Source organism: Devosia sp. GW821-FHT12F11, assembly GCF_058806655.1.
Map to the genome: position 1 here is coordinate 609,642 of NZ_JBXAPX010000002.1, position 26,624 is coordinate 636,265.

General features: G+C 65.8%; 26 protein-coding genes. 2 read left to right on the forward strand and 24 right to left on the reverse strand.

Annotated features, from left to right (window positions below; genetic code table 11):
• Positions 1–3: 3 nt before the first annotated feature.
• The 5 genes from AC1ROK_RS08505 to AC1ROK_RS08525 all read right to left on the reverse strand — a co-directional run bounded on the left by AC1ROK_RS08505 (position 4) and on the right by AC1ROK_RS08525 (position 4,054).
• Complete coding sequence (locus AC1ROK_RS08505) at positions 4–1,185, reverse strand: NAD(P)/FAD-dependent oxidoreductase (protein ID WP_492845772.1); 1,182 nt, start codon at positions 1,183–1,185, stop codon at positions 4–6.
• Positions 1,182–1,904, reverse strand: coding sequence for a methyltransferase (locus AC1ROK_RS08510; protein WP_492845774.1), 723 nt, complete (start codon positions 1,902–1,904; stop codon positions 1,182–1,184). The genes AC1ROK_RS08505 and AC1ROK_RS08510 overlap by 4 nt, the downstream gene beginning before the upstream one ends.
• Before the next feature lies 1 nt (position 1,905).
• Entirely contained in the window at positions 1,906–2,988 is a 1,083-nt protein-coding gene (locus tag AC1ROK_RS08515; RefSeq protein ID WP_492845776.1) for a type III polyketide synthase, read from the reverse strand.
• Positions 2,989–3,147: 159 nt separating this feature from the next.
• Complete coding sequence (locus AC1ROK_RS08520) at positions 3,148–3,588, reverse strand: riboflavin kinase (protein ID WP_492845778.1); 441 nt, start codon at positions 3,586–3,588, stop codon at positions 3,148–3,150.
• Positions 3,566–4,054, reverse strand: a complete 489-nt coding sequence (locus AC1ROK_RS08525; protein WP_492845780.1) for a flavin reductase family protein — start codon at positions 4,052–4,054, stop codon at positions 3,566–3,568. Before AC1ROK_RS08525 ends, AC1ROK_RS08520 begins: the two co-directional genes overlap by 23 nt.
• A 99-nt stretch (positions 4,055–4,153) precedes the next feature.
• Here AC1ROK_RS08525 and AC1ROK_RS08530 point away from each other — a divergent pair, with 99 nt between their 5' ends.
• Complete coding sequence (locus tag AC1ROK_RS08530; RefSeq protein WP_492845782.1) at positions 4,154–4,759, forward strand: PadR family transcriptional regulator; 606 nt, start codon at positions 4,154–4,156, stop codon at positions 4,757–4,759.
• A 23-nt stretch (positions 4,760–4,782) separates the two neighbouring features.
• On the opposite strand, the gene AC1ROK_RS08535 is transcribed toward AC1ROK_RS08530, so the two are convergent.
• The 19 genes from AC1ROK_RS08535 to AC1ROK_RS08625 form a co-directional block, all read right to left on the reverse strand.
• The gene (locus AC1ROK_RS08535; RefSeq protein WP_492845784.1) at positions 4,783–6,132 is read right to left on the reverse strand and encodes an NtaA/DmoA family FMN-dependent monooxygenase; all 1,350 of its coding nucleotides are present in this window, start codon (positions 6,130–6,132) and stop codon (positions 4,783–4,785) included.
• Positions 6,133–6,172: 40 nt separating this feature from the next.
• Positions 6,173–6,988: an ABC transporter permease gene (locus tag AC1ROK_RS08540; protein WP_492845786.1), complete on the reverse strand. Its 816-nt coding sequence runs from the start codon at positions 6,986–6,988 to the stop codon at positions 6,173–6,175.
• The gene (locus tag AC1ROK_RS08545; protein ID WP_492845788.1) at positions 6,981–7,811 is read right to left on the reverse strand and encodes an ABC transporter ATP-binding protein; all 831 of its coding nucleotides are present in this window, start codon (positions 7,809–7,811) and stop codon (positions 6,981–6,983) included. The genes AC1ROK_RS08540 and AC1ROK_RS08545 overlap by 8 nt, the downstream gene beginning before the upstream one ends.
• A gap of 8 nt (positions 7,812–7,819) precedes the next feature.
• Positions 7,820–8,932 carry an ABC transporter substrate-binding protein gene (locus tag AC1ROK_RS08550; protein ID WP_492845790.1) on the reverse strand — a complete coding sequence of 371 codons (1,113 nt, stop codon included), beginning with the start codon at positions 8,930–8,932 and terminating at the stop codon, positions 7,820–7,822.
• A gap of 231 nt (positions 8,933–9,163) precedes the next feature.
• Complete coding sequence (locus AC1ROK_RS08555; RefSeq protein ID WP_492845792.1) at positions 9,164–9,934, reverse strand: ABC transporter ATP-binding protein; 771 nt, start codon at positions 9,932–9,934, stop codon at positions 9,164–9,166.
• Positions 9,931–10,962 (reverse strand): FecCD family ABC transporter permease, encoded by a 1,032-nt coding sequence (locus AC1ROK_RS08560; RefSeq protein ID WP_492845794.1) that lies wholly within the window; start codon positions 10,960–10,962, stop codon positions 9,931–9,933. The genes AC1ROK_RS08555 and AC1ROK_RS08560 overlap by 4 nt, the downstream gene beginning before the upstream one ends.
• Entirely contained in the window at positions 10,959–11,945 is a 987-nt protein-coding gene (locus AC1ROK_RS08565) for a FecCD family ABC transporter permease (protein ID WP_492845796.1), read from the reverse strand. Before AC1ROK_RS08565 ends, AC1ROK_RS08560 begins: the two co-directional genes overlap by 4 nt.
• Positions 11,946–11,947: 2 nt before the next feature.
• Complete coding sequence (locus AC1ROK_RS08570) at positions 11,948–12,871, reverse strand: ABC transporter substrate-binding protein (protein WP_492845798.1); 924 nt, start codon at positions 12,869–12,871, stop codon at positions 11,948–11,950.
• A gap of 283 nt (positions 12,872–13,154) precedes the next feature.
• Complete coding sequence (locus AC1ROK_RS08575) at positions 13,155–14,741, reverse strand: peptide ABC transporter substrate-binding protein (protein ID WP_492845800.1); 1,587 nt, start codon at positions 14,739–14,741, stop codon at positions 13,155–13,157.
• A 58-nt stretch (positions 14,742–14,799) separates the two neighbouring features.
• On the reverse strand, positions 14,800–15,801 hold the full coding sequence (locus tag AC1ROK_RS08580) for an ABC transporter ATP-binding protein (RefSeq protein WP_492845802.1): 1,002 nt from the start codon (positions 15,799–15,801) through the stop codon (positions 14,800–14,802).
• Positions 15,798–16,814 (reverse strand): ABC transporter ATP-binding protein, encoded by a 1,017-nt coding sequence (locus AC1ROK_RS08585; RefSeq protein WP_492845804.1) that lies wholly within the window; start codon positions 16,812–16,814, stop codon positions 15,798–15,800. Before AC1ROK_RS08585 ends, AC1ROK_RS08580 begins: the two co-directional genes overlap by 4 nt.
• Positions 16,811–17,986 carry an ABC transporter permease gene (locus AC1ROK_RS08590; RefSeq protein ID WP_492845806.1) on the reverse strand — a complete coding sequence of 392 codons (1,176 nt, stop codon included), beginning with the start codon at positions 17,984–17,986 and terminating at the stop codon, positions 16,811–16,813. Before AC1ROK_RS08590 ends, AC1ROK_RS08585 begins: the two co-directional genes overlap by 4 nt.
• The gene (locus tag AC1ROK_RS08595; protein WP_492845808.1) at positions 17,983–18,912 is read right to left on the reverse strand and encodes an ABC transporter permease; all 930 of its coding nucleotides are present in this window, start codon (positions 18,910–18,912) and stop codon (positions 17,983–17,985) included. Before AC1ROK_RS08595 ends, AC1ROK_RS08590 begins: the two co-directional genes overlap by 4 nt.
• A 91-nt stretch (positions 18,913–19,003) precedes the next feature.
• The gene (locus AC1ROK_RS08600; RefSeq protein ID WP_492845810.1) at positions 19,004–19,498 is read right to left on the reverse strand and encodes a GAF domain-containing protein; all 495 of its coding nucleotides are present in this window, start codon (positions 19,496–19,498) and stop codon (positions 19,004–19,006) included.
• A gap of 132 nt (positions 19,499–19,630) precedes the next feature.
• A complete protein-coding gene (locus tag AC1ROK_RS08605) occupies positions 19,631–20,407 on the reverse strand; it encodes an ABC transporter ATP-binding protein (RefSeq protein ID WP_492845812.1) in 777 nt (258 codons plus the stop codon).
• The gene (locus tag AC1ROK_RS08610; RefSeq protein WP_492845814.1) at positions 20,407–21,195 is read right to left on the reverse strand and encodes an ABC transporter ATP-binding protein; all 789 of its coding nucleotides are present in this window, start codon (positions 21,193–21,195) and stop codon (positions 20,407–20,409) included. The genes AC1ROK_RS08605 and AC1ROK_RS08610 overlap by 1 nt, the downstream gene beginning before the upstream one ends.
• Before the next feature lie 6 nt (positions 21,196–21,201).
• On the reverse strand, positions 21,202–22,347 hold the full coding sequence (locus AC1ROK_RS08615) for a branched-chain amino acid ABC transporter permease (RefSeq protein ID WP_492845816.1): 1,146 nt from the start codon (positions 22,345–22,347) through the stop codon (positions 21,202–21,204).
• A 2-nt stretch (positions 22,348–22,349) separates the two neighbouring features.
• A complete protein-coding gene (locus AC1ROK_RS08620; protein ID WP_492845817.1) occupies positions 22,350–23,378 on the reverse strand; it encodes a branched-chain amino acid ABC transporter permease in 1,029 nt (342 codons plus the stop codon).
• Positions 23,379–23,452: 74 nt separating this feature from the next.
• The gene (locus AC1ROK_RS08625) at positions 23,453–24,802 is read right to left on the reverse strand and encodes a substrate-binding protein (protein WP_492845819.1); all 1,350 of its coding nucleotides are present in this window, start codon (positions 24,800–24,802) and stop codon (positions 23,453–23,455) included.
• 180 nt (positions 24,803–24,982) lie between these two features.
• On the opposite strand from AC1ROK_RS08625, the gene AC1ROK_RS08630 reads away from it, so the two are divergent.
• Entirely contained in the window at positions 24,983–26,605 is a 1,623-nt protein-coding gene (locus tag AC1ROK_RS08630) for a helix-turn-helix domain-containing protein (protein ID WP_492845821.1), read from the forward strand.
• Positions 26,606–26,624: the final 19 nt, after the last annotated feature.

The following is a 26,624-nucleotide window of genomic DNA, read 5'->3' on the forward strand; positions in this document are numbered from 1 at the left end:
GGGTCAGCCGATGCCGGGGACCGGTGAAACCTTGCCGCTGAGCCGCGCGCCGACGAACAGGCTCGCCGGGAAGGCGCTGACGAACCGGTGCATCAGACCGGCGGTGAGCGGGCGGGTGGCAAGGCCGGCCAGCACCGACGCGGTGAGGATGCGCAGCGGGAACTGCTTGTGCCAGGCGGCCGCGTAGCGCTGGCCGGCGAGTTCGCGTCCGTCCCGGTTCCACTCGGCGATGCGCGCCAATTCCGACGCCAGCAGCCAGCCCGATTGCAGCGCCATGGAGATGCCTTCGGCAATGATCGGATGGGATTCACCGGCGACGTTGCCGACGCTGAAGATGTCGTGCGCGTAGCAGTCGCGAATGCCGGGCCGGATCGGACCGGCAGCCAGCCATCCCCCATCGAGCGTGGCGTGCCGCAGGACGTCGGCGACACTCGGGCAGACCGCAGCGATGTGGCGGAACACCGCTTCGCCTGCCGGCAAGCCACGCTGTGCCGCCCGGATGGCATCGAGCCGGTCGCGGCGAATGCAGCACGAGAGCGACATCCGCCCCTGGTCGGCCCAGACCATGCCGCCATAGCCGCCGGGAAAGACCAGCAGCGGCATCAGGTCGGGCGGCAGCGCGGAGCCGCGAAAGTGCGCCTTGAAGCCGAGGAAATCCGAGGGGAGGTGCTGCCGCCTCGGCTGGCTGCGGAGCCCGCCAGGCTCCCACGACCCGTGAGCAGCGATGAGCACCGGCGCCAGCAGCGTGCGCCGCTCACCGGAACGCTCGATGCTGATGGCCATGTCGTCGCCGTCGCGAACGGTCGCAGTGGCCTGCCAGGGCTGCAGCACGGTGGCTCCGGCCGACGCGGCCGCGTCGAGCAGCAGCGTGTCGAGCACGTCGCGGCCCAGCGCACGGCCGAAGGCGTCGCCGCGACCACGAGGCATCGGCGCTTCGATGCCGGGTCCGGCGGCGAACAGGGCCAGGCGGCGAACTTCCGGACCGGCGAGGTCGCGGACCCGGTCCCCGACGCCCAGCCGGTCGAGCAGCGCCAGGTTCACCGGGGAGATGAACTCGCCGCACACCTTGCTGCGCGGAAATGCACTCTTTTCGACAATGGCGACGGCGCGCCCCTGGGATGCCAGGGCGATAGCGGCCGAGGCCCCGGACGGACCGCCTCCGATGATGACCGCATCATATCTCATCGTGCAGCACCGGAGGCTGTGGAGCGCGCGGAGAAGACATGAGTGAACAGCCCGACGGTCCCCTCCCGCATAGCCATCGCCTGACCGCCGGGCCACAGTCCAGAAAGCTCCTGCCCGGCAAAACCGGCCCGGACGCTCGCGGCCGCATCGTGCAGCGTCACGGCGTTGGCGCCGATGGCGCGCAGCAGCCCGGTCGCGGCGAGTGCGGCAGCGTTCCGGCTTGGCTCGGTTGCAACGAACACCGGCGCGAGACGCGATGCTGCCGCCAGCAAGCGGATCAGTCCGGCCTCGGCAAAGTGATGCAGGAACAGGTTGGCGGTGACGAGATCGAACCCGGCGCTCGGGGACTGTTCCATCCACACGAGCGCATCGGCGGTTGCCGTTTCGGCCTGCCAGCCGAGCTTGGCGAACGCGCCCAGTCGACGCGACGACACCAGGTCCTGCTGGTCGAGCAGCACGATCTCGCCGCCCGGCCAGTGCCGCCGCATACGCCTCAGCACGGCAAGCATGAAGCTGCCGTCGCCGCAGCCGATCTCGAGGATGCGCCGCGGCGGCGGCTGTACGACGCGCCTCAGTCGCCGGCACATGATGGCAGCCTGGAACATGATGGCGTTGATCCGGGCCAGGTCGCGGCGTGACCCGATCGCCTGCGGATCGCTCGCCGGCAGGTGATCGAGCAGTTCCGACGACAGCTGGCGCAACGCCAGACCCCCGGCCATTTCAGGCGGCGTCGGCGGTGTGGAACATGAAGGTCTCCGCGGTGAGCCCGGGGCCGAAGGCCATGCCGCAGCCGACCTGGTCGGCCTGTCGATGGGCCAGCATATCGGCAAGCACGAACATCACCGTCGCCGAGGACATATTGCCGTTCAATCGCAGCACCTCACGCGATGGGCGCAGGGCTTCGCCGTCGAGACCCAGCGATCGCTCGACGGCATCCAGCACGGACTTGCCGCCCGGGTGGACGGCCCAGAGGTCGACATTGTTGAGCCCCCGATTGCCCAGAATGTCCGTGATGCGGGTGCTCAGCGTCTCATGGATGGCGGCGGGCACCTGGCCGGACAGGACCATATCGAAGCCGTCATTGCGCACCGTCCAGGTCATCAGCTCGCGGCTGTCGGGGGCAACGACGGCGCGGAAACTGTCGAGCGCGATGCCGGTGGGCTCGGCCGTGACCAGCGCCGCAGCGGCCCCGTCGCCCCAGAGGATGAAGGTCAGTAGCCGTTCGATATCGGTGGTTTCCTTCAGATGCAGGGTGCAGAGCTCGACATTGACGGCCAGCACCCGCGCCTCCGGATCCGAACGGACGATGTGATGGGCGAGCTTCAGGGCATTGACCGCCGCATAGCACCCCATGAATCCGACGATGGTTCGCTCCACCGAGGACGACAGGCCACAGCGCTCGATGATCTCGAGGTCGATCCCGGGCGAGGCGAGGCCAGTGCAGGTGGTGACAATGAGATGGGTGATCCGGGCGGCGTCGGCCCCGAGCTCCAGCCGGTCCACCGCTTTCTGCGCCAGTACCGGGGCGGCCTGGGCGAAGAGGTCCATCCGCGTGGCAGTCGAGGGAAAGTTGCCGCGGGTGAACCGGCCGGCGCCGTCGACCGCCGGACCGTTGGGGTCGTCGGCGGAGGGGAAGCAGCAGTAGCGGTGCTCGATGCCGCTTCTTTCGGCCATCCGGGTGAACAGCGCCTGGCGCCTGGGGTCGTCGGCAAGCTGGGAGGCGGCGAAGCCGATGGAGAAACGGTGCACATCGTAATCCGGCACCGCGACGGCGATCTTGTTCACATAGGCCTTGGCAGACATGATGGCTCCTCGGTTGAGACCCAAGGGAGCGGAGAGCACTGTTCCCTGGGCACTCAGGGTCAACACTTGCCGTGGTGGTTTATTCCATCGAACCGACACCATCGCGGGGCAGCGGCCATCCCTTGGGCCCCGTTGCGGCGCGAGTGCCGCTGGATGTCTTCAACCCCTATCCCTGCCCTGGCGGGAGCCGGGCAGGCACCCGAGGTCCACCAGCAGTTGCCGCGACTGCTGCACATCGCTTTCCATCTGGGCGATCAGCGCTTCGACACTGGCAAAACGGCGCATGTCGCGCAGGCGGCGCAGCAGGCGAAGCTCGGCGCCGAGGCCGTAGAGCAGCTCGTCGAGATCGTGGATATGGGCTTCGACGCGGATCGAGGCGATATCGGGAAATGTCGGATTGGTACCGACGCTGACGGTGGCGCCATAGAGCGTGTCGCGATGCGAGAACCGCACCAGGCAGCAATAGACCCCTTCGGGTGGGAACGGATTGCCCGGTGCCAGTGCGATGTTGGCGGTGGGAAAGCCGAGGGCGCGACCGCGCTTCTCGCCGTGAACGACGCTGCCGCTGATCACCAGTTCAGGAGGCGTTGGAGAGGGCAAGATACTGGCTCTGGTGGAAGACCAGCGGCGGGATGTGCGGGAAGAGGCTAGTCTCGCGCACTTCGAGCAGGATGATCTCGTGGTCGCCGCCTTCGAGCCGATCGCTGATGGCGCAACCGAGCCAGAGCGCTGCGCCCCTGACGAACAGCGCGCCATCGGGCGTGGCTTCGAACTCGACACCCCGGAAACGATCGCCGTTGCGCGACGACAGTTGACGGGAGAGCTGCTCCTGGCTGGATCCCAACACACTGAGTCCGATGCGCGGCAGGCGGTTGAGCCGCGGCCAGGTGGCGGACTGGCGCGCCACGCAGACCGAGACCAAGGGCGGATCGAGTGACACCGAACTGAACGAGTTCACCGCCATGCCGACGGGCGCCGCGCCATCCATGCCGCACATGGCGACGACACCGGTCGGGAACATCGAGAAGGCCCTCCTCAGGGCCAGCGTCGCCTCACCTGCCTGCACCGTGATTTCCTCCCGTATAGTCAAGTTTGAATAATTGGACTGAAGCTAGTCAATTTGTTAGAGGGAGACAAGCGCCTTCCCCCGGTTTCAGGAGCCAGCATGTCGAACATTACCCGCCTGGTGGTGCTGGGCGCCGTGCGCCAGTTCGAGCCGGTGCATGGCTATTTCCTGCGCCGCGAACTGATGACCTGGCATGTCGACGAGTGGGCCAATATCCAGCCCGGCTCGATCTACAACGCGCTCAAATCGCTGAAGCAGGACGGCTACATCCAGGAGAACGGCACCGAAGCTGCCGGCAAGCGTCCGGAGCGGACGATCTACCAGACCACCCCCAACGGCGTGGTCGAGCTGATGCGGCTGTTGCGCCAGACGCTGTGGACGGTCGAGACCTTCGATACCAAGCCGGTGATGGCGCTGACCTCGTTCATGTTCCTGCTCAGCCGCGCCGAAGTGGTGGCGGCGCTGAAGGTCAGGATCGCCGAGATCGACGCCAAGGTGGCGAGCAACGGCTTCGATATCAGCGATGTGGCCAAGTCGAGCACGACGCCGGCCTATGTGCGCGAGATCTTCGAACTCTCCTCGCTTCGGCTGAGGGCGGAGCAGGAATGGGCGCGCGGCCTCTACGACCGCATCCTCGGCGGTGCCTATACATTTGCCGACGAGATCCCCGCCGGCACGCAGCCGTCGGCAGGCCGGGACAGCTAAGTCACGACCCGCCGCAGCCGCCATCACTGCAGCTGGCGGTGGCTGGCGCCGGGGTGGTCGGTGCGCAGGATCGGGCTTTCGGTGCCCACCAGCCGTTCGCGCAGGCTCTCCCCTTCGTAGTCCGACGCCGCCACGCCCCGGGCGCGCAGCACCGGCATCACCTGTTCAACGAAATCGAGAGTGGACGTCGGCTGGATCAGCGGGGTGAAGAGGAAGCCGTCGAGGTCGGCGCCTTCGGCCATCTCGCACATGATGTCGGCGATCTGCTCGGGCGTCCCGACGAACGGGTTGGTGCGTACGCCATGGGCATGCCAATCCTTCAGCACATCGCCGACGGTCTTGTCGCCGAAGCGGGCGACCTGGGTCTGCGACAGCTCGGTGTGAAGCGCGCTCATCTTGGTCGCGGGATCGTAAGACGACAGGTCGAGCCCGGTGAACCAGGCATAGGAGGCGACGGCGACATCCGGGGTCTGAGCGTCGAGGATGGCCTGGTGCTTTGCGCGCGCCTCGGCTTCGGTCGGCGCGACGACGCAGGAGAAGGCGCTCATCAGCTTGATCGAGTTGGGGTCGCGGCCATTGGCGGCGGCCTCGTCGCGGATGGCTTTCACCTGCCCGGCCAGCTTTTCGATCGAACCGCCACCGAGGAAGATGCACTCGCCATGCTTGCCGCCGAACTGCTTGCCGCGATCGGACGAGCCGGCCTGGAACAGCACAGGGGTGCCCTGCGGCGAGTAGGCGGTGTTGCCGAAGCCATGCGAGCGGAAATACGGGCCGTCATGGGCGATACGGTGCACCTTGGCCGGGTCGGCGTAACGCCCCTGCTTGTTGCGCTCGAGCGCATCGCGCTCCCAGGCGCCTTCGAACAGCTTGTAGACGAGGCTCATGAAATCGTCGGCCATGTTGTAGCGCTCGTCATGCGCCACCATCGGCACGCCGAAGGCGGCGACTGCGGTCTCGGCGGTGCCGGTGGTGACGACGTTCCAGCCGATGCGACCGTTCGACAGGTGGTCGAGGGTCTGCATGCGGCGGGCAAAGGCATAGGGCTGCTCGAGCAAAGTCGAGCCGGTCATGACGATCCCCAGCTTCTCGGTGGCGCCGATCAGCGCCGCGCCGACAATGGCGGGGTCGAGCCGCGGCAGGTCGAGGCCCTCGGTGGTGCTGATGTCGGGGCGCGTGCCCTTGACGTCGGCCCAGCCCCAGGCATCGGCGAGGAACAGGAAATCGAGCTTCGCGTCTTCGCAGATGCGGGCAATCTTCACCCAGTAATCGAGCCGGTCGAAATTGTGCCGCTCGCTGTCGGGATGCCGCCAGGTGGACGTGCCGGAGTCGTTGGTCTGGGCGTTTTCAAACAGCCCAAAGCGTAGCTTCTTCATAGCAATGTCTTTCGTCAGAGTTGGGTCCGGATCGGGCGCCTCAGCGCCCGATGACGTCCTCGTCGCTCCACCACAGGAGGCGTTTGCGAAGCAGGGCCAGTAGCGAAACCAGCAGCACGCCGAGCAGGCAGAGCAGGGCGATACTCGCCCAGGTCACGGGCAGGTTGGCCTGGGCGGCGGCAATGGTCACCAGCGAACCCAGCCCTGCCTGCTGGCCGGCGGCCACGAATTCGGCCACCGCTGCGCCGACCACCGCCAGTGGCATGGCGATCCGCAGGCCGGCGAAGACGAAGGGCATGCAGCCGGGGAGCCGGAGATCGCGGAAGATCTCCCAGCGGCTGGCATGCAAAGTCTTGAACACGTCGAGCGCCTTCTGGTCGACATCCCTGAGGCCGGCCAGCGAGTTGACCAGCATGGGGAAGAACACCACCAGACCGGTGACGATGTATTTGGGCAGCATGCCGAAGCCGAAGGCGACGACCAGCGCCGGAGCGATGGCGACGACCGGCGTCACCATGATCACCACAATCAGCGGCATCACCGCCTTCTCGACGATCGGCAACTCGCTCATTGCCACGGCGAGGAGGAAGCCGCAGATGATACCGGCGCCGGCGCCGATGACCACCTCCTGGCAGGTGACGAGGAGGTTGGCCCAGTACATCTGGGGGTCGCTGGCGAGGCTGTTGCCGATGGCGTCAAGCGTCGGCAGCACGTAGGGATTGTTGATCGCCACCAGCTGCCAGAGCACGGCAACGATGACGAAAGTCAGCGCCGGAGGGCCCCAGTCGAAAACGATGCGGGCCACGGTGAAACCGGATGAGTTGCGCCGCGGCGCGGTTGCGACAGTGTCAGACACGGGCAGCCTCCATCACCTTGCGCAGGGCAGAGCGGACATAGCCTTCGAGGTCGCGGAAGGCGTCGGTGGCGTAGAGCGCCTCGTTACGTGGTCGCGGCAGGTCGACATCGATGATCTCGGCGATGCGGCCGGGATGCGAGGCCATCAACACGATGCGATCGGACAGGATGATCGCCTCGGGGACCGAATGGGTGACGAACAGTACCGACTTGCGGTTGGACTGCCAGAAATCCAGCAGGCCCATGCGCTGCTGGTCGCGGTTCATTTCGTCGAGCGCCGAGAACGGCTCGTCCATCAGCAGGATCTCGGGATCGAAGACGAAGGCCCGAGCGATGGCGGCGCGCTGCTGCATGCCGCCTGAAAGCTGAGCCGGGTAGCGGTCGAGGGCATGGCCGAGCCCGAAGCTCTGCAGGATCTCCTTGGGATCGCGCAGTTTCCGCCCGGCATTGGCGCCGGGGTTGATGCTGATCGGCAGGCTGACATTGTCGAGAATGGTGCGCCAGGGCAGCAATGCGGGAGACTGCGGGACGAGGCCGATAGCCTTGTCCCTGGCGGCTTCCCGCACCGATTTGCCGTTGATCGAGACGCTGCCGCCATTGGCTTCGGAGAGCCCGGCGACCAGCTTGAGCAGGGTGGACTTGCCGCAGCCGCTCGGCCCGATCAGCGAGACGAACTCGCCCTTCCTGATCGACAGCGACACGCCGTTGAGCACCGTCACCCGGGACTCGTCGCCGCCGAAGCTCTTGGTCACGTTGGAGACCTCTACCCCGATGTCATCGGGGTAGGCGGCCGGCGTGCTCTGGAGATGAGAGACTGCAGGCATCGTCGCGATCACTTCTTTTCCGGCCAGATCAGCTTGCCGTCGGCGTAGAGCGAGGCGACGAGGTCCGCATCCATCATGTCGGCGAGCGGCGGCGGGTTCTTCAGGCCACCGAAGCTTTGCACCATCTGGTACTCGCTCTCCCACTCGGCGATGGTCTGGACGCCCGGCGCGCCATACTGGCTGGTGCGCACCCACTCGGACTCAACGCCCCAGGTGCGGGCCTGCTGATCCCTTGGGAAGGCTGAGCCCTGGTTGTTGTCAGCGGCGAGCTGACTGATCATGTCGACGCACTTGTCCTCCTCGGTGAGGCAGAACTCGAGCGCCTTGAGGCTCGCGCGCATGAAGTCGGCCACCACCTCGCGATGCTCGGAGAGGAACTTCGAGTTCACTTCCATGACGTTATAGGTGCCCTGGAGGCCGAAGTCGGCGGGCAGGAACTGGTTGAACGGCAGGCCCATGGCCTTCAGCGTCTGCGGCTGGTTCGAGGCATAGCCGACGATGGCATCGACCTGGCCGCGAGTGACCACCGTGGGGTCGTAGTTGGTCATCTTGATCAGCTCGACCTTCGACATGTCGACGCCGGCAGCATCGAGCATCGCCGCAGCGATCGGGGTGATGTTGATGAAGTAGCCGAGGCGCTTTCCCTCGAGATCCTTCAGGCTTTTCACCGCTTCATTGGTGAAGATGGAGAACGGCGAGGTGCTGCCATAGGTGGCGACGGCGGTGAGGTTGCGGCTGTTGGCGGCCGCCAGCATCACGTCAGACGCCGAGCCGAGCGCAGTGAACTGCGCCTGGCCCGAGGACACCAGCAACTGGCCGTTGCCGCCTGCCGCATTGATGTCGACGGAAAGGCAGAGCGCATCGAAATAGCCTAGCTCCTTGGCGAGGAACACGTCGACCTGGCCGGCGCTGGCCGAATAGCCGTAGCCCGAGATGTAGGTGATGGTGCCGGCAGCCTTGTTGCGCTCGCACTCGTCGGCGCTGATCAGCACATTGGCCGGCAGCTCGCCGGCCGCCTGAGCGGTGGTGACGGCAAGACCGCCAATGGTCAGCGCCAGGGTTGCACAGCTCAGCAGCAGGCGAGCGCTCAAGCGCCCTGCCCGATTGGTTTCGTAAGACAAGGAGTCCTCCCATAGTCACGTCCGTTACCTCCAACGGACGCACATTCGTAACTAATCAAAATTGACTATGCAAACTTTTTGATTTGGGTGGGGATAAGCTAGGACAGTCGATGGTCGGCCGGATGGGAAATGCGAGGAGCGATCCAGTACGCGGAGAGATACCCCTCATCCGGCCTTCGGCCACCTTCTCCCACAAGGGGAGAAGGCCACCTCTCGAGGTCAGCGATCGCCCTACCGCGGCGTGACCACCGGCGTGCCCGAGACCGGATCCGCGTAGACCTCGCAGTCGAGCCCGTAGACGTCGCGGATCAGCTCGGGGGTGACGACGTCGGCGGGCTTGCCTTCGGCGACGATCCGCCCCTCGTGCATCACCACCAGCCGGTCACCGTAGCGGGCGGCCTGGGCGATGTCGTGGAGGACGACGATGCTGGTGCGCCCTGCCCCATGCAGCTGGCGCACCAGGTCGAGGGTTTCCACCTGGTGCTTGATGTCGAGGAAGGTCGTTGGCTCGTCGAGCATGACGTAAGGCGTATCCTGCGCAAGCGCCATGGCGATGAAGGCGCGTTGCCGTTGCCCGCCGGAAAGCTCGGCCACCGGCTTGAAGCGCAGCTCGGCGAGCCCGGTGGCGGCGATGGCCTGGTCGACCAGCTCGATATCCCGGGGCGAGCGGAGGCCGAGCAGCGACTGATGCGGGGCGCGGCCATAGCCCACCAGCTGCTCGACGGTGATCGCGCTCGGCACCACCGGGCTCTGCGGCAGATAGGCGATGGTGCGCGCCACACGCTTGGGGTGGTTGCGCAGCACATCGAGTTCATCGGCGTGGATGGTGCCGGTGCGCGGCTTCAGCAGCCGGCCGATGGTCTTGAGCAAGGTGGATTTGCCGCACCCATTGGGGCCGATCAGGATGGTCACCTCGCCGGTGGCGATGGTCAGGTCGATGTTCTCGACGATGGCGCGGTCGCGGCCATAGCCTGCGGTGACGCCCTTGACCAGGATGCTCATGAGTCCTGCTCCGAAGTCGTGGTCAGCATGATGTAGATGAAGAACGGCGCGCCGATCAGCGCGGCGAGGATGCCGGCGGAAACCTCGATCGGCGGGGCGATGGCGCGGCCGATGCCATCAGCCAACACCACCAGCAGCATGCCGACCAGCGCCGCCACCGGCAGCATCAGCCGGTGCGAGCCGCCGACCAGCCGCCGGGCAATATGCGGCGCCATCAACCCGATAAAGCCCATGACCCCGACCACCGCGACGGAAACGCTGGCAAGGAGCGTCGCGACGAGCAGCAGCAGCAGGCGTTGGCGCGGCACGTTGAGGCCGAGGCCGGTGGCCGTCGCGTCGCCGAGTGCAATCAGGTCGAGCCGGTAGGAGAGCAGCAGCGCCACGGCGCTCAGGGCGACGAGCGGCAGCCAGCTGACTGCCACATGGGCCCAGGTACGGCCCCAGAGCGAGCCGGTGAGCCAGATCATCGGGGCCGAGCTTTCGCTGTCATTGGAGACGATCAGCAGATAGTCGACCCCGGCCTCGAAAACGAAACCGACGGCAACGCCGATCAGCGCCAGATGGATGGCCGAGAGGCTGCGATAATGCGCCACCACCATGACAAAGGCGGCGGCCACGAGCCCGCCGATGCAGGCGGCGAGCGGCATCCAGACCTGGGGGATCTCGGGGAAGACCAGCACCAGCGCCAGGGCGAACAGCGCGGCGCCGGAATTGATGCCGATGATGTTGGGGCTGGCCAGCGGGTTGCGGATCACCGCCTGGATGATGGCGCCGGACAGCGCCAGCGCACCACCCGCCAGCAGCGCCAGCACCATGCGCGGCAGGCGCGACTTCATGATAATGTAGGTCTGCTGCTCGCCATCGAGGTTGAACAGCGTGTTGATGATGGTCTGGGTGGGGATCGGTACCGCGCCGACGCTGAGGCTCCAGAGCGCTGCGGCAATGACCAGCACGGCGAGCGCGGCGATCAGGACGAGGCCGCGAAGCGTGCTGCGAGGTCTTGCCGCGACGTGCACCACTGCGCTCATGCCATGTGCCTCGCTCGCAGCGTGGCATAGAGGAAATACGGCGCGCCGATCAGCGCGCAGATGACGCCGAGCGGGGTTTCGTAGGGAAAGCGCACCAGCTTCGACACCACGTCGGCGAACAACACCAGCCCTGCCCCGCCCAGCGCCACCGCCGGGACCAGCAGCCGATGGTTGGAGCCGAACCAGAGACGGCAGAGATGCGGGATCACCAGCCCGACGAACATCACCGGCCCGGCTGCGGCGACGCTCGCGCCAGTCAACACGGCGGCGAGCATGGCGCCGATGAAGCGCATGCGGCGCGGATCGACGCCCAGCCCGTGCGAGGCGCCGTCGCCGAGCGCCAGGATGTTGAAGCTATGCGCCATGAAGGTGCTGATGGTGAGCCCGCCGGCGGCCCAGAACAGCAGCGGCAGCGCCTGGTCGAAACGAGCGGCGGAGATATCGGCCGAGGTCCAGCTGAGGACGAGCCGGGAGAGGTTGTCCTCGAGGGTGAAGGTGAAGCGCACGAAGGCGAAGCTGAAGGCGCCCACGGTGACGCCGGCGAGGATCAGCCGCATCGAGTCGAGCCGGCCACCTAAGCCCCCGGCGATGCCGAAGGTGACGGCGCCGGCGACCACTGCACCGATGATCGCCATGGTGTCGAGGTTGCCGATCAGCAGCGCCGGGAACACCAGCGCCAGCGCCACCCCGAGCGCCGCACCCTGGTTGATGCCGAGCACCGATTCCGAGGCTAGCGGGTTGCGCGTCACCGCCTGCAGCGCCAGCCCGGCCAGCCCCAGATTGATGCCGATCAGCCCGGCGATCAGGGTGCGCGGCAGCCTGAGGTCGACGACCGCCGAGCGGGCGAGGCTGCCGTCATCGACGAACAGCAGCTGCAGCACGTTGGAAATGCCGACATCGCTGCGCTGCCCAATGGTCAACGACAGCAGTGCCGCGATGAGCACCGCTGCCGCAAGGAGCGCGAAGCGGAAGGCGACTGGCAAGCTTACTTCTTGAGGTTCTTGACGATCTCGACGAGGTTGGCGCCGCTGGCTTCCGAAGCGATGACGCCGCGCAGGCGCGACCACTCGTGGGCGTTCACATCGAACAGGTTGCCGGTCTTCGTCGCTTCGACATTGTCGTAGAGCGGCTGGCCGACCCAGCTGTCGGTGAGGCCGGGATCGGCATACTTGCCGCGGATGATCACCTGCGGGTTGATCTCGGACAGTTGCTCCAGCGAGGTCTTGACGATGGCTTCCTCGTAGGTGTGCCCGTCGGGCGTCGGCATATTGTTCTTGAAGCCGAACCAGCTGAGCAGCGAGCCGTTATAGCTCACCGGCGAGTGGAGGAAGATGCCTTCGCCATTGTCGACGATGAACTGTGCCGACCAGGCCGAGACGTCGCCGATGGCGGCCTTGAAGCCCTCCATCTTCGTGGTGTGCTCGGCGAGGCGCGCCTCCATCTCGGCATCCTTGCCGACTGCATGGGCGATGGTCTTCGCCGCCTCGAGCGCCACCTGGTAGGTGCCGGTGAGGCTGTCGAAGGCGATGGTCGGGGCGATCTCGCTGAGGGCGCCATAGATCGCTTCGTGCCGGCTGGTATCGGCGATGATCAGGTCGGGCTGCAGCGAGGCGATGACCTCGAGGCTCGGCGACTTGCGGGTGCCGACGGATTTCCAGTCGTCGCCGATGATCGCGGTATAGGCAGGCACGATCGACTCTCGTGCGTCGTCGTCGGCGATGCCGACCGGGGCGACGCCCACTGCAGCGAGGCTGTCGACGAAACTGTATTCGAGCACGACGATGCGCTTGGGCGCATCCGGCACCTCGGTGGTGCCCAGGTCGTGCTTGATTTCGACCGCCTGCGCCAGAGGCGCGACGGCCAGCATGATGACGCCCGCGAGCGCGGCGAGGATGGCTCTGCTGAACATGGATGACCCCAGGCTGATTGGCGGCATGTTCTCTGGCCGAAAACATGATTTGTCAACTCATGTTTATGGGATGAAGGGCTGTCGTGCGAGCCGGAAGCTGGTTGGGCTTGGTCTCGTTCCACCCACCGGCTGTCATCCCTGCGAAAGCAGGGATGACAGCGAGCGTGGGGTTATCGCAGTGGGTAAGCACCGGCGCACCCAGCCGGCTCGCCGACCAGTGCCCACAAACAAAGAACCCCGGCCTCTAGCGAGACCGGGGTCGTAGCAAGCAGGGCCAGCGCGCTTACTTTTCGATGGTGACCGCGTCGAAATACGGCACGTTCAGCGGCGAGCGCCAGAAGCCTTTCACGTAGGGTTTCATCATCATGTACTGGTTGCGGTGATACTGCGGCAGGATCACTGCATCGTTCATGATCAGCGCCTCGGCCTGGCGCATGTCAGTGAGAGATTGCTTCTCGTCATTGGTCGCCTTGGCGTCGGCGATCAGCTTGTCGTAATCGGCGTTCGACCAGTTGGCGAGGTTGTTGGGGCTGCCGGTGACGAAGTTGTCGAGGAAGGTCATCGGGTGCGGATAGTCGGCGCCCCAGCCCATCTGGGCGATCTGGTACTCGACCTTCTGCACTTCAGGGTAGAACACCTGCCACTCGGACGCCTGGATCTTGACGTCGATGTTGAGGTTCTTCTTCCACATCTGCTGGATGGCTTCGAGCAGCTTCTCGATCGGCGGCGACGAGTAGGTGACGAACACCGTGTCGGGGAAACCGGCGCCATCCGGGTAGCCGGCTTCGGCGAGCAAAGCCTTGGCGGCATCGACTTCGGCGGTGGGGGCGAGGCCGAAGCTGTCCGAGCCGTCGCGGAAATCTTCACCGGCGACGTTCATGCCGGGCGGGACCAGCGCCATGGCCGGGATATCGGCCGACTGCAGCACGAATTCGACGATCTCCTCACGGTCGATCGCCATCGACAGCGCCTTGCGGACGCGCACGTCGTCGAGCGGCTTCTGGTGCGGGTTGAAGAAGGCGTAGGTGGTGCCGAGCGCCGGCACGACCAGGAAGCCGTTATTGTCCTCGGAAGCGAGACGCGGAATCTCCGGCGCCGGCACGGCCTCGACGCCATCGACATCGCCGGCTTCATAGGCGGCAAGCGCCGTCGCCGGATCGGGGATCAGCCGGAAGGTCAGCTTGTCGAGGCTGACATTGGCGGCGTTGTAGTATTCGGGGTTCTTCTCGAGGACGATCGACTCGCCGAAGTTCATCGCAGTGACGCGGAACGGGCCGGTGCCGATATAGGTCGCGGGCTTGCGGGTCCAGCCTTCGGGATCGGCGGCGACGATATCCTCGCGCACCGGGTAGAAGGTGGAGAAACCGAGCAGCTGCAGCATGTAGGGTACGCGCTGCTTCAGGGTGAAGGTCAGCGTGTGGTCGTCGGTGGCCGAAACCGCGACGTTGTCCTTGGACTGATCGGCGTAGAACTCTTCGGCGCCGACGATGCCATAGAGCATCTGGCTGTTCTTGGCGCCCGAGGCGGGGGTCAGGACGCGCTTCCAGGCATAGACGAAATCGCCTGCGGTGACCGGCTTGCCATCCGACCACTTGGCATCGGCACGCAGCTTGAAGGTGTAGGTGAGGCCATCATCGCTGATGGTCCAGCTCTCGGCCAGAGCCGGCACCACGGCGCCATCCGAGGCGTATTTCACCAGGCCCTCGAAGGCATTGCCGATGATCGGCGTGGCGAAGGTCTCGGCCGTAGTGCCCGGATCGTAGGCGGCGGCTTCGTTGTTGACCACGTAGGTCAGCTCGCCGGCGGCCCAGACCGGACCGACCGAGGCCAGCAGAGCCGCGGCAACCAGCGGCAGCAATCGCTTCAGCATAAGTTTCTCTCCTGTTTTGCGGCCGTTGTCCGGCCCTGTTGAAAGTCAAAAAAGCGGTTCAGGCGGCAACCGCCCGGCCGGCCATCACCTCAGCCGCATAATGGCAGGCGGCCAGATGACCGCCGCCGACATCGCTGAGCGGCGGCTCGACGCGGGCGCAGAGCTCGGTGGCGAAGGGGCAGCGGGTGCGGAACCGACACCCGGACGGGATATCGATGGGGCTCGGGATCTCGCCGCGCATCGGCGCAACGTCGCGGCGCGCTTCCGGATCGGCCACCGGGATCGAGGCGAGCAGCGCCTGGGTATAGGGGTGAGCCGGCGCCCGATAGAGCGTGTCGTTGGAGGCGAGCTCGACGATCTTGCCCAGGTACATCACCCCGATGCGATCAGAGATGTGGCGCACCATGGACAGGTCGTGAGTGATGAACAGGTAGGTGAGGCCAAGCTCGGCCTGCAGGTCCTCGAGCATGTTGACCACCTGCGCCTGGATCGACACGTCGAGCGCCGAAATCGGCTCGTCGCAGATCACCAGTTCGGGGTTCAGCGCGATGGCGCGGGCGATGCCGATGCGCTGGCGCTGGCCGCCGGAGAATTCGTGCGGAAAGCGATGCGCATGATCGGCATTGAGCCCGACCCGTGCCAGGAGCTCGGCGACCCGCTGCGACCGCGAGGCAGCGGTACCGATGCCGGCGATGTCCAGCGGCTCGGCGATAAGGCTCTGTACCGTCATGCGGCCGTTGAGCGAGGCATAGGGATCCTGAAAGATCATCTGCATGCGCCGCCGATAGGGCACCAGCTGCCGCTCCGGCAGGTCGGCGATATCGACGCCATCGAACAGCATCTGGCCGGAGGTCGGCTGGAACAGCCGGATCAGGGTGCGCGCCAGGGTGGATTTGCCGCAGCCGCTTTCGCCGACCAGCCCGAGCGTCTCGCCGCGGCGGATTTCGAGATCGACGCCATCCACCGCCTTCAGCAGCGGCCGGTTGCGGCCGAGCAGATCGCCCGGCAGCGAGAAGTGCTTGGTGAGGTTCCTGAGTTCGACCAGCGGGGTATCGGTCATGCGGGGACGAGCTCGGCGGTGATGCCGGCGACACGCGGCGCTTCAGGGTGGTGCAGCCAGCAGCGGGCACGGTGCGCCGGACCAGCGTCATAGAGCGGCGGCAGCGCAGCGTTGCACTGCGCCATGGCGTGCGGACAGCGCGGCGCGAACGGGCAACCTTTGGGCGGGCGCAGCATATCGGGGGGCGAGCCGGGGATCGGCGTCAGCCGGTGGTGGGTGTCGTCGCGGAGGTCGGGGATCGAGGCGAGGAGGCCGCGCGTATAGGGATGCGACGGCCGCGCGAACAGCTCACGCACCGGCCCCTCTTCCATCACCATGCCGCCATACATCACCAGCACCCGGTCGGCGGTCTCGGCGATAACGCCGAGATCGTGGGTGATGAGGATCACCGCCATGCCGAGCCGGCCCTGCAACTCCTTGAGCAGCGCCAAGATCTGGCGCTGGATGGTGACGTCGAGCGCCGTAGTGGGCTCGTCGGCGATCAGCAGTTTTGGATCGCAGGCCAGCGCGATGGCGATCATCACCCGCTGCCGCATGCCGCCGGAGAACTCGTGCGGATAGGATTTCAAGCGCTTCGTCGCCGAGGGAATGCGGACCAGCTCGAACAGCTCGATGGCGCGGGCGCGCGCCTGGGCGCGGGTGACCTGGCGATGCCTCAGGATGGTCTCGATCACCTGCTCGCCGACGGTAAGCGTCGGGTTGAGCGAAGTCATCGGATCCTGGAAGATCATCGAGATGTCGTTGCCGCGCAAAGCGCTGAGTTCGTTCTCGTCGAGCGTCAAGAGGTCACGGCCCTCGAACAGCGCACTGCCGTCGATGACACGGCCGCTGCTGCGCAACAGGCCCATCAGGCTCATGCAGGTAATCGACTTGCCCGAACCGGACTCGCCGACGATGCCGAGGATCTCCCCGGCACGCAGCTCGAACGAGACGCCGCGGACGGCCTGCACCTCACCGCGCGAGGTGAAGAAGCTGGTCGAGAGGTTGCTGACCGAAAGCAAGGGCGTGGTCATGTGCGAAGCCTCGGGTCGAGCGCATCGCGCAGGCCATCGCCGAGGAAGTTGAAGGCGAACATGGTGAGGCTGATGGCAGCCGCCGGGAAGAACAGCTGGTAGGGATAGGCGCGCAGCGTCTCCACCGCCTCGGAGGTCAGCGTGCCCCAGCTGGCTTCGGGCGGGGTGACGCCGAGGCCGATGAAGCTCATGAAGCTCTCGATGAAGATAGCGCTCGGGATCAGCATGGTGAGCGTCACGAGGATCGGGCCGACCGAGTTGGGGAGCAGGTGCCGGACGAGGATGCGTGGCGTCGAGGCGCCCATGGTGCGGGCGGCGGCGACGTAATCCTGCTGCTTCAGCGTCAGGATCTGGCCGCGCACGATGCGCGCCATGTCGACCCAGTAGACCGAGCCGATGGCCAGCACCACCGACAGGAAACCAGAGTTGAACACCACCATGATCAGGATGACATAGAGCGTCAGCGGGATGGTCGAGATCACCTCGACGATGCGCATCATGATGGTGTCGGCCTTGCCGCCGAGATAGCCGGCGAGGCCGCCGTAGAACACACCGATGAAGAAGTTCACCAGCGTCGCGACGAACGCCACGGTGAGCGAGATCCGGGCGCCATAAAGCTGACGCGCCAGCACGTCGCGGCCGAGCTGATCGGTGCCCAGCAGGTTGCTCATGTTCCACTGCCAGCCGCTGGGCGCGAGCGCGGCGCCATCGGCGAAGCTCAGCTGCTGTTTGGCGGTATCGAGCAGCACTTCGCGATCGCCGAACTTGAACTGCTGCTGCTTCTTGATGAGGTCTTTCTTCGCCGGCCGGATCAGCCCGGCGACTTCGCCTGACGGGGTCACCTCGTAGAGGTTGAGGTTGCCGGAGTTGAAGAAGAAGCGCGTCGTCGCCCCGGTGCCGTCGGTCACCGCATAGGTCTGGAACAGCGGCGGCACGTTGGAGAGTTTGAGGTTCTGCTCGAAATAAGTGTGCCGCGACAGCATCGGCCCGAAGATCGCGGCGAGCACCAGCAGGATGATGAAGCCGAGCCCCAGCATGGCCGGCTTGTTGGCCCAGAGGCGCTTGCGCACATCCTGCCAGAAGGTGAGGCTGGGCGCCGCGATATACTCGGCGGCGGCGCCGTCGCGCGTCGCCGGGGCCCACATTTCAGGCGCGATCTCAATGTCGGTCATTTGGCGTCGGCCCGATATTTGATGCGCGGGTCGAGCACGAGATAGAGCATGTCGACGATGAAGATCATCACCATCAGCACCGCGGCATAAAAGATGGTGATGCCCATGATGGCGGTGTAGTCGCGGTTGGTGATCGACAGCACGAAGTGCCGGCCGATGCCGGGCAGCGCGAAGATTTGCTCGATGACGAAGGAGCCGGTGAGGAGGTTGGCGACCACCGGGCCGAGCACCGTCACCACCGGGATCAGCGAGTTGCGCAAGCCATGCTTGAACAGCACCGTGCCGCGCTTCAGCCCCTTGGCCTTGGCGGTCATCATGTAGTCCTGCTGCAGCGTTTCGAGCAGGCTCGAGCGGGCCAGCCGGGCGATGAACGAAATCCAGAACCCCGACAGCGCGAAGACCGGCAGGAAATAGCCGCGCCAGTCATCGAGCCCGAAGGTCGGCACCCAGCCGAGCCGCAAGGCGAACACATAGAGCGCGACCGTGGCGATGACATAGGAGGGGACGGCGACGCCGATGGTAGCGATCACCATCACCAGCGTATCGGGCCAGCGGTTGCGGTTGAGCGCCGCGACGATGCCGAGCGGCACGCCGAGCGCCACCACGCAGATCAGCGCCAAGGCGCCGGTCTTCATGGTGACCGGCAGGCCCTCGGCGATGATCTGGTTGACACTCATCCCTGCATATTTGAACGACGGGCCGAGATCGAGACTCAGCACGCCCCGGAGGTAGTTGAGATATTGCAGCCAGAGCGGATCATCGAGGTGATATTTGGCGTTGAGCGCCGCCTGGATCTCGGGCTGCAGCATCTTTTCGGAGGTGAACGGGCCTCCGGGCACGGCGTGCATGAGAAAGAAGGTCAGCGTGATGATGGCGAACAAGGTCACCAGCATCAGCAACAGGCGCTGCGCAACATAGGCCGTCACTTGGACGGGCCCGCTTGGCTCCGGACTCGCAAAACTTTAGCCCCACTATAATCGGGACATATCAGCACCTTGGCCGCGCCGGCGCAACTGGTCAGATGGTGAAACGGCTGCGCAGGATCAGGAAGCAGGCGGCGGCCGGGATGACGAGGGCACGGGCGGCTTCGACCTTTTCGGCCGGATAGGCGCCCTCGACCTCCAGCAGGTTGACGCTCCCCAGCATTTCGCCGCCGGCGACCACCGGGATGTTGATGGCCGAGCCGCAGCCGAGCGAGCGGATCAGCGTCAGGTCGGGGAAATCCTGCTCCATCGCCTTGACCGAGTTGGCCGAGTAGATGAAGCGCTCGGTGCGCATCTTCTCATAGGTGTCATCGAAGACGATCGGCTTGGTGCCGAGCACCGGATAGGCCACCTCGTCGCTCGAATAGACCCGCCGCACATAACCGCCCGCCGGGTTGTCGGCGGTCATGGTGAAGAGCTTCACTCCGACCAGCGCCTCGGCCAGCCGATGCAGCGCCAGCCCGACATCGCGCTCGGTCCGGTAGGTGGCGAGCGCTTCGGCAAAGGCATCGAGCGGCGACTGGGTCAAGGCGTGGTCTCCCGAGAAGGCGTTGATCGCACTTGTCAAATCAGACTCGGGTCGGAAAGGGAACAGGGTGCGGCGTGATGCAGCAAGGCCGCCCCCTGTCGCGCGATACCCCATGGCACGTGGCGCAAGCCCTCAGATCGCGAGGTACTCGCGGCGCAGCGCTTCGTCGGCGAGCACGTCCGCGGCGAGGCCGGTGAAGGCCACTTCGCCGGTGTCGAGGATCACGGCGCGATCGGCGAGGCGGAGCGCGGCGACGGCGTTCTGCTCGACGATGATGGTGGTGATGCCGAGCGCCTTGATCTCGTTGAGGATGCGTTCGATCTCCTCGACGATGACCGGGGCCAACCCTTCATAGGGCTCGTCCAGCAGCAGGAGCTTCAGGTCCCGCGCCAGCGCCCGGGCGATGGCCAGCATCTGCTGTTCGCCGCCCGACAGCGTCACGCCTTCCTGCCGGCGGCGTTCGGCAAGCCTGGGGAAATGCGAATAGATCCGCTCGAGCTCCCAGCCGCGACCGGGGGCGACCTGCGCGATGGTGAGGTTTTCCTCGACCGTCAGGCCCTGGATGATGCGCCGATCCTCGGGCACCAGCTGGATACCGGCGCGCGCCGCCTCGAAGGATTTCATCTTGTGGACAGGCTGGCCGTCGAGCCAGATTTCGCCCGATTGCAGCGTCGGGTTGTCGACGCGCGCAATGGTGCGCAGCGTCGAGGTCTTGCCGGCGCCGTTGCGGCCAAGCAGCGCGAGAATTTCGCCGTGCCGGATGTCGAAGCTGACGCCCTGCACGATGTAGCTCTCGCCGTAATAGGCGTGGATATCCTTCGTCGCAAAGAACGGGGTGTCGTGCGGCACGACACGCTCGGTGCTGCGGGCGGTGGTGGTGAGATCAGCGTCCATGGCGATCGCGCTCATCAGTGCACCGCCTCGAGCCGGTGGGCGCCGCCGAGATAGGCCTCCTGCACCTTGATATTGCCACGCACCTCATCGGGCAGCCCCTCGGCAATGATCCTGCCGCCCGACAGGACGGAGATCTTGTCGGCCAAGGAGAACACGACATGCATGTCGTGTTCAATGATCACCTTGGTCATGCCGCGCGCCTTGATTTTCTGTAAGAGGTCGATGGTGGTGTTGGTGTCGTGCCGCGACATGCCGGCGGTGGGCTCATCGAGCAGCAGCAGGCGCGGATGCTGGATCAGGCACATGGCCAGTTCCATGCGTCGCTTGTCGCCCCGGCTGAGCGCGCCGGCATGGGAAAGGCGGCGATCAGAAAGGCCGACATCCTCGATGATCGCTTCGGCCTCGTCGCGCAGCGCCGCTTCGCCATCGACGCTCCGTAGGACATTGACCCGGAAGGCCCCGTCGCGCTTGGCGAATGCCGGCACCATGACATTCTGCAGCACCGTCAATTCGGGGAAGATCTCCGGCGTCTGGAACACCCGGGCCACGCCGAGCTGGTTGATCTGGTAGGGCTTCCGGCCGGTGAGCACCTGGCCATCGAACACCACGGCGCCGCTGGTCGGCGCGAGCCGCCCGATGATGACGTTGAGCAGGGTCGATTTGCCGGCGCCGTTCGGCCCGATAATGGCGTGCGTCTTGCCCTGCTCGACCTCGAGGTCGATATCGGACAGGGCATGCAACCCGCCGAAATTCTTGCTCACGTCGTCGACATGCAGAACGACATTGCGCTCGGAAGTTGTCATCTCATGCTACTCCGCCGGCTGGACGCGTATGGCGCCGGTTTTCGGGGGGCTGCCGCGGCGGCGGAACAAGGCGCCGATGCGGCGCACGCCCTCCATGATGCCGCCCGGCAGGAACACCACGACGAGCACGAACAGCAGCCCCAGGGTCAACTGCCAGCCTTCGCCGACGAACTTGCTGGCAATGGCGACGATGGTGTCGTGCAGCGGGGCGGGGATGAAGTCGAAGAAGCGGCTCAGGATGCCCTCGTTGAAGGACGAGAAGATGTTCTCGAAGTACTTGATCAGCCAGGCGCCCATCACCGGCCCGATCAGCGTGCCGACGCCACCGAGGATGGTCATCAGCACCACCTCGCCCGACGCCGTCCACTGCATGCGCTCGGCCCCGGCGAGCGGATCGGTGACCGCCAGCAAGGCCCCGGCAAGCCCGGCATACATGCCGGAAATGACGAAGGCGGTGAGCGCGTAGGGGCGGGTGTTGAAGCCGGTGTAGCTCATCCGCATCTGGTTCGACTTGATGCCGCGCAGCATCATGCCGAAGGGTGAGGCGAAGACCTTCTGGGCGAAGAAGAAGGCGATCATCAGCACCACGGCGCAGAAATAGAAGCCGCTGAGGCCGCTCAGCGGCATGCCGAGCAGGCTCGCTGTCGGCAGGCCCGCGCCGCGGGAAGCGAAGGCGAGATCGATGAGGCGCGGGTCCTGCAAGGTCAGTTGCAGCGAGGTCTCGCCGTTGGTGATCGGGGTGAGCACCGAGTAGGCGAGATTGTAGCTCATCTGCGCGAAGGCCAGTGTCAGGATCGAGAAATAGATCCCCGACCGCCTGAGGCTCAGGAAACCGATGGCGAGCGCGAACAGCCCCGAAATCAGTACCGCGAGGAGCAGCGCCGGCAGCGCATCCATGGTCAGGAGCTTGAACGACCACACGGCGGTGTAGGAGCCGACGCCGAGAAATGCCGCGTGGCCAAAGCTCAAGTAGCCGGTGAGCCCGAACAGGATGTTGAAGCCGATGGCGAAGATCGCGTAGATCGCGAACTTCTGCATCAGACCGGGATAGTTGGCGCCGAACGGCGCCGTCCACACCGGCATGGTGACCACGACCAGGGCGAAGATCGCGAGGATCAGCGCGTCGCGGCGGGAGAGCTGGAACAGCGCCATGGTCAGTTCTCCATCATGCCGCGGCGGCCGAACAGCCCGCGCGGACGGACGAGGAGGATCACCACTGCCGTCAGGTAGATGATGATCTGGTCGATGCCGGGAATGATCGACTTGATCTGGTTCATCGAGGCAAAGCTCTGCAGGATCCCGAGCAGGAACCCGGCGGCCACGGCGCCCGGCAGCGAGCCCATGCCGCCGACCACCACGACGACGAAGCTCAGCACCAGGAAATCCATGCCCTGGTGGTAGTTGGGCGGCAGCAGCGGGGTGTACATCACGCCGGCGAGCCCAGCGACCACGGCGGCGAGGCCGAACATGATGGTGAAGCGCCGATCGATATTGATGCCGAGCAGGCCCACCGTCTCGCGATCCGCCATGCCGGCGCGCACCACCATGCCGAAGGTGGTGAAGCGGAGGAAAGCGAACACCGCGGCGATGACGCCGGCCGAGAACAGGAAATACACCAGCCGCCAAAGCGGATAGGTGAGCGCGCCCGGCGCGAGGCCGATCAGCGCCCCGACATCGGCGGCGCCGCGCAGCGCAGTGGGCATAGCCTGGCTGATCGGGTTGGGCCCGAAGATCGCCTTGACGATCTCCTGCAGCACGATGGCGAGGCCGAAGGTCACGAGGATCTGCTCGGCATGCGGGCGCTTGTAGAAATGCTTGATCAGGCCACGCTCCATGACAATGCCGATGACCAGCATCACCGGGATGGCGAGGAGGATCGAGAGCGGCACCGACCAATCGATCAGCACGGCGCCCCAATCGCCGAACCAGGTCTGGGCGAGCGGCGTGCGCACCTCGAGCGCGGTCCCCCAGGCCGTGGTCTGGGTGGGGTCGACCGTGACGGTTTCGAGCGTGATCAGGTAGCGGAAGGTGACGGCGCAGAAGGCGCCGAGCATGAACAGCGCGCCATGCGCGAAGTTGACGACGCCGAGGGTGCCGAACACCAGTGTCAGCCCGAGCGCGATCAGCGCGTAGGCGCCGCCCTTGTCGAGGCCGTTGAGAAGTTGCGCGAGTATGGCGTCCATGGTCCGCTGCCCCGTTGATGTCCGGAATATCCGCTCCGGCTGGGTCGCAGCCGGAGCGGGCCTCAGGGTTTCGGTCAGCAGGCGACCGCGGTGTCGGGACCGAGTTCGCCGCCGAAGATCGAAGGATCGTAGGTGACGCTCTCCTTGGAGGCGGTGGCGACCACTTCGAGCAGGTCGAACGGGTTGGCCGGCGCTTCCTTGCCCTTCACCACATAGACTTCCTTGAAGCACTGATGGTCTGCGGCGCGGTAGCTGGTCGGTCCATTCCCCATGCCGTCGAACTCGAAGCCTTCCAGCGCCTTGATGACTTCGGGCGGATAGAAGGTGCCGGCGCGTTCGCAGGCGTCGGCATAGAGCAGCGCCTGCACGTAGGAGGTGTGGGCGGCCTGGCTCGGCGGCTGGCCGAACTTGGCGCCGAACGACTTGGTGAAGGCCTTCGACGCATCGTCGGGCAGCTGCCAATCCCAGTTCGAGGTGCCGTAAATGCCCTTCATGGCATCGCCGGCGCCCTTGGCCATCAGGTCGGAGACCAGCGGCACGACGATTTCGAACTGCTTGCCGTTGGCCTGCTTGTCCCTCATGCCGAACTGCACCGCCTGGGTGAGCGAGTTCACCATGTCGAAGCCGTAGTGGTTGAGGATCAAGACGTCAGCGCCCGAGTTCAGCACCGGCGTCAGATACTGGCTGAAGTCGCCCGCGCCCACCGGAGTGCGAACCGGCGCCAGGGTCTTCCAGCCGAGCGCCTCGGTGGCGTTCTTCATCGACTCTTCCTGGGTCCAGCCCCAAGTGTAATCGGCCGTCAGGTGATAGGCCACGCGATCCTTGCCATAGGCCTCACCGAGCACCGGGCCAAGCGCGATGCCCGACTGATAGGCATTGAAGAAGTGGCGGAAACCGTAGCGCTTCTTGTCCTTGCCGGTGGTGTCGTTGGAGTGGGTGAGCGCCGCCATGAAGATGACGCCCTTCTCCTGGCACAGGCCCTGCACGGCGATCGCCACTGCCGAGGAAGAGCCGCCGGTGATCATCACCGCGCCATCGCGCTCGATCATGCGGCGGGCCGAGTCGCGGGCAGCGTCAGCCTTGGTCTGGTCGTCGCCGGTGACGCCCACCACCTTCTTGCCGAGAATGCCGTTGCCCTTCAAAGTCTTCGACGAGAAGAACGGGATCAGGCCACCGTCACCGCCACCATTCAGGTGCTCGACGGCGAGTTCGTAGGCGCGCTGCTCGTCGGCGCCCTCATCGGCGTAGGCGCCGGTCAGCGGCATGTTGAAGCCGATGGTGACGGTGTCACCGGTCGGCGCGTTGCAGAATTCCTGGGCATAGGCGCCCCGGGTGAAAATCAGCGGCGAGACGCCGGTCGCCAGAATGCCGGCAAGGCCGCCCTTCAGCACGCCACGGCGGCTGAAGTTCCCAGAATTGGTCATTAGCTCCTCCTCATGCGCGGCGGGGCACGGTGCATTGCCATGCGCCTCACAGCGATGCACCACTATCCGGCGACCTGCAAAGCTGCGCAATACGTGACTGATATTGCTCAGCATTTCTGTAAATCGTTGGCCTTGCTCGACTGCAGATGTGTCAATACATTGACAAGCCAAGGGGGATGCATGCGCGCGCCGATCGGCCTCAAGATCAGTTCACGTCGCCGGGCCCTGGGCGTGTCGCAGGCTGCGCTCGCCCGCCGGACCGGGATTTCCGCAAGCTATCTCAACCTGATCGAGCGCAACAAACGCCATGTCGGCGGCTCGCTGCTGATCCGCCTGGCCGAAGAACTCGGCGTTGAACTGAGCGAACTCAGCGGCGATGCCGAGCACCGGCTGATCGCCGAACTCGACGAAGCCTTCGCCGATCCAATCCTCGAGGGCATCGACCTGCCGGCCGCGCGCGATCTGGTGGCGCAGCAGCCGGCCGCCGCACGCGCCATCGCTCGCCTCCGCCGCGCCTATCTCGGCGCCACTGCCAATGCCGACAGCTACGCCGACCGGCTGCGGACCGATCCGCTGCTGGCGCAATTACTGCACCGCATCCTTTCCGGCATCACCGCCGTCCGCTCCACCGCTGAAATTCTCGAGGATGTCACCGATCTCGAAGAGGGGGAGCGCAACCGGTTCGTTGCGACCATCACGCGCGAGACGCGCGGGCTCACCGACGTGGCGCGCAGCCTGATCGGCCAGTTCGAAGTCGATGCCAGCGCGCGGCGCAGCCTGTCGCCGATCCGCGAACTCGACGACCTGATCTTCGAGCGCGACAATTACTTCCCGGGGCTCGAGGCCGTCGCCGCCGAGCTGCGCGCCGAGATCGAAGCCGAGGCGCCGTTCGGGGAAGCGGCGCTTTCCGCCTGCCTGACAGCGAAGTTCGGGGTCAGCATTGCCCGCAGCGCCGGGCGCGAGGTGGATGCCGCAGGGTTCCCGGGCCAGTATCACTTCAACGCCAACACCCGCACCATGTGGTTCCAGGCGAGTGCAGGCGCTGCCACCCGGCAGTTCCAGCTCACCCGGCTTTATGCCGAACTCAGTGCCGCCGACGCCATCGAGCGCGAAGTCGACACCCCGCAGCTCTCGACCGGCACGGCGCGACGGCTCGGCTATCGGGCGCTCAGCTCCTATCTCGCGGGCGCCATCGTCTTTCCCTATGCGCGCTTCCTCGCCGACGCCGAAGCGCAGCGCTATGACATCGAGACGCTGCGCCAGCTCTATACCGCGAGCTTCGAGCAGGTGGCGCATCGCCTGGTTTCGTTGCGCAAACCGGGCGAGCCCGGATTGCCGTTCGGGTTTCTCCGCTCCGATGCGGCGGGGCGGCTGACCAAGCACTTCCCCCTGCCCGGCCTACCGCTACCGAGCGCCGGCCATGCCTGCCCGCGCTGGGTGATCTATGGCGCCTTCCGCACGCCGCGGACGCTCGCCCGGCAGATCGCGCAGTTCGCCGACGGCTCGCGCTACCTGTTCATCGCCAGCGCCCAGGCCCGCTCCGGCGCCGGCTATGCCGACCACGCCATTCCGACCTCTGTGATGCTCGCCTGCGATGTGCTGCATGCCGATCGCACGGTTTATGGCGCCGGCCTTGATCTCGGCGACAGCAGCGCCGACGTGCCGGTGGGTCCGAGCTGCCGGCTCTGCCCGCGGCGCGATTGCGCCGACCGGCAGGAAGAAGCCTTCACCACGGCGGGCGAGCCGGCCGCCATTCGGGCGCCGCTGGTGCCTCGGCGTTTCGACATTGGCGAGCCGGACTAGATATGCCTAAGTTAAGTAA

Excerpts from the sequence above, each read along its gene's own strand:
- AC1ROK_RS08510 (WP_492845774.1), bottom strand. The coding sequence starts at position 1,904 with ATGGCCGGGGGTCTGGCGTTGCGCCAGCTGTCGTCGGAACTGCTCGAT.
- AC1ROK_RS08515 (WP_492845776.1), bottom strand. The coding sequence starts at position 2,988 with ATGTCTGCCAAGGCCTATGTGAACAAGATCGCCGTCGCGGTGCCGGAT.
- AC1ROK_RS08605 (WP_492845812.1), bottom strand. The coding sequence starts at position 20,407 with ATGAGCGCGATCGCCATGGACGCTGATCTCACCACCACCGCCCGCAGC.
- AC1ROK_RS08620 (WP_492845817.1), bottom strand. The coding sequence starts at position 23,378 with ATGGACGCCATACTCGCGCAACTTCTCAACGGCCTCGACAAGGGCGGC.
- AC1ROK_RS08590 (WP_492845806.1), bottom strand. The coding sequence starts at position 17,986 with ATGACCGACATTGAGATCGCGCCTGAAATGTGGGCCCCGGCGACGCGC.
- AC1ROK_RS08560 (WP_492845794.1), bottom strand. The coding sequence starts at position 10,962 with ATGAGCGCAGTGGTGCACGTCGCGGCAAGACCTCGCAGCACGCTTCGC.
- AC1ROK_RS08585 (WP_492845804.1), bottom strand. The coding sequence starts at position 16,814 with ATGACCACGCCCTTGCTTTCGGTCAGCAACCTCTCGACCAGCTTCTTC.
- AC1ROK_RS08580 (WP_492845802.1), bottom strand. The coding sequence starts at position 15,801 with ATGACCGATACCCCGCTGGTCGAACTCAGGAACCTCACCAAGCACTTC.
- AC1ROK_RS08630 (WP_492845821.1), top strand. The coding sequence starts at position 24,983 with ATGCGCGCGCCGATCGGCCTCAAGATCAGTTCACGTCGCCGGGCCCTG.
- AC1ROK_RS08545 (WP_492845788.1), bottom strand. The coding sequence starts at position 7,811 with ATGCCTGCAGTCTCTCATCTCCAGAGCACGCCGGCCGCCTACCCCGAT.
- AC1ROK_RS08570 (WP_492845798.1), bottom strand. The coding sequence starts at position 12,871 with ATGTTCAGCAGAGCCATCCTCGCCGCGCTCGCGGGCGTCATCATGCTG.
- AC1ROK_RS08530 (WP_492845782.1), top strand. The coding sequence starts at position 4,154 with ATGTCGAACATTACCCGCCTGGTGGTGCTGGGCGCCGTGCGCCAGTTC.
- AC1ROK_RS08615 (WP_492845816.1), bottom strand. The coding sequence starts at position 22,347 with ATGGCGCTGTTCCAGCTCTCCCGCCGCGACGCGCTGATCCTCGCGATC.
- AC1ROK_RS08505 (WP_492845772.1), bottom strand. The coding sequence starts at position 1,185 with ATGAGATATGATGCGGTCATCATCGGAGGCGGTCCGTCCGGGGCCTCG.
- AC1ROK_RS08575 (WP_492845800.1), bottom strand. The coding sequence starts at position 14,741 with ATGCTGAAGCGATTGCTGCCGCTGGTTGCCGCGGCTCTGCTGGCCTCG.
- AC1ROK_RS08535 (WP_492845784.1), bottom strand. The coding sequence starts at position 6,132 with ATGAAGAAGCTACGCTTTGGGCTGTTTGAAAACGCCCAGACCAACGAC.
- AC1ROK_RS08610 (WP_492845814.1), bottom strand. The coding sequence starts at position 21,195 with ATGACAACTTCCGAGCGCAATGTCGTTCTGCATGTCGACGACGTGAGC.
- AC1ROK_RS08625 (WP_492845819.1), bottom strand. The coding sequence starts at position 24,802 with ATGACCAATTCTGGGAACTTCAGCCGCCGTGGCGTGCTGAAGGGCGGC.
- AC1ROK_RS08555 (WP_492845792.1), bottom strand. The coding sequence starts at position 9,934 with ATGAGCATCCTGGTCAAGGGCGTCACCGCAGGCTATGGCCGCGACCGC.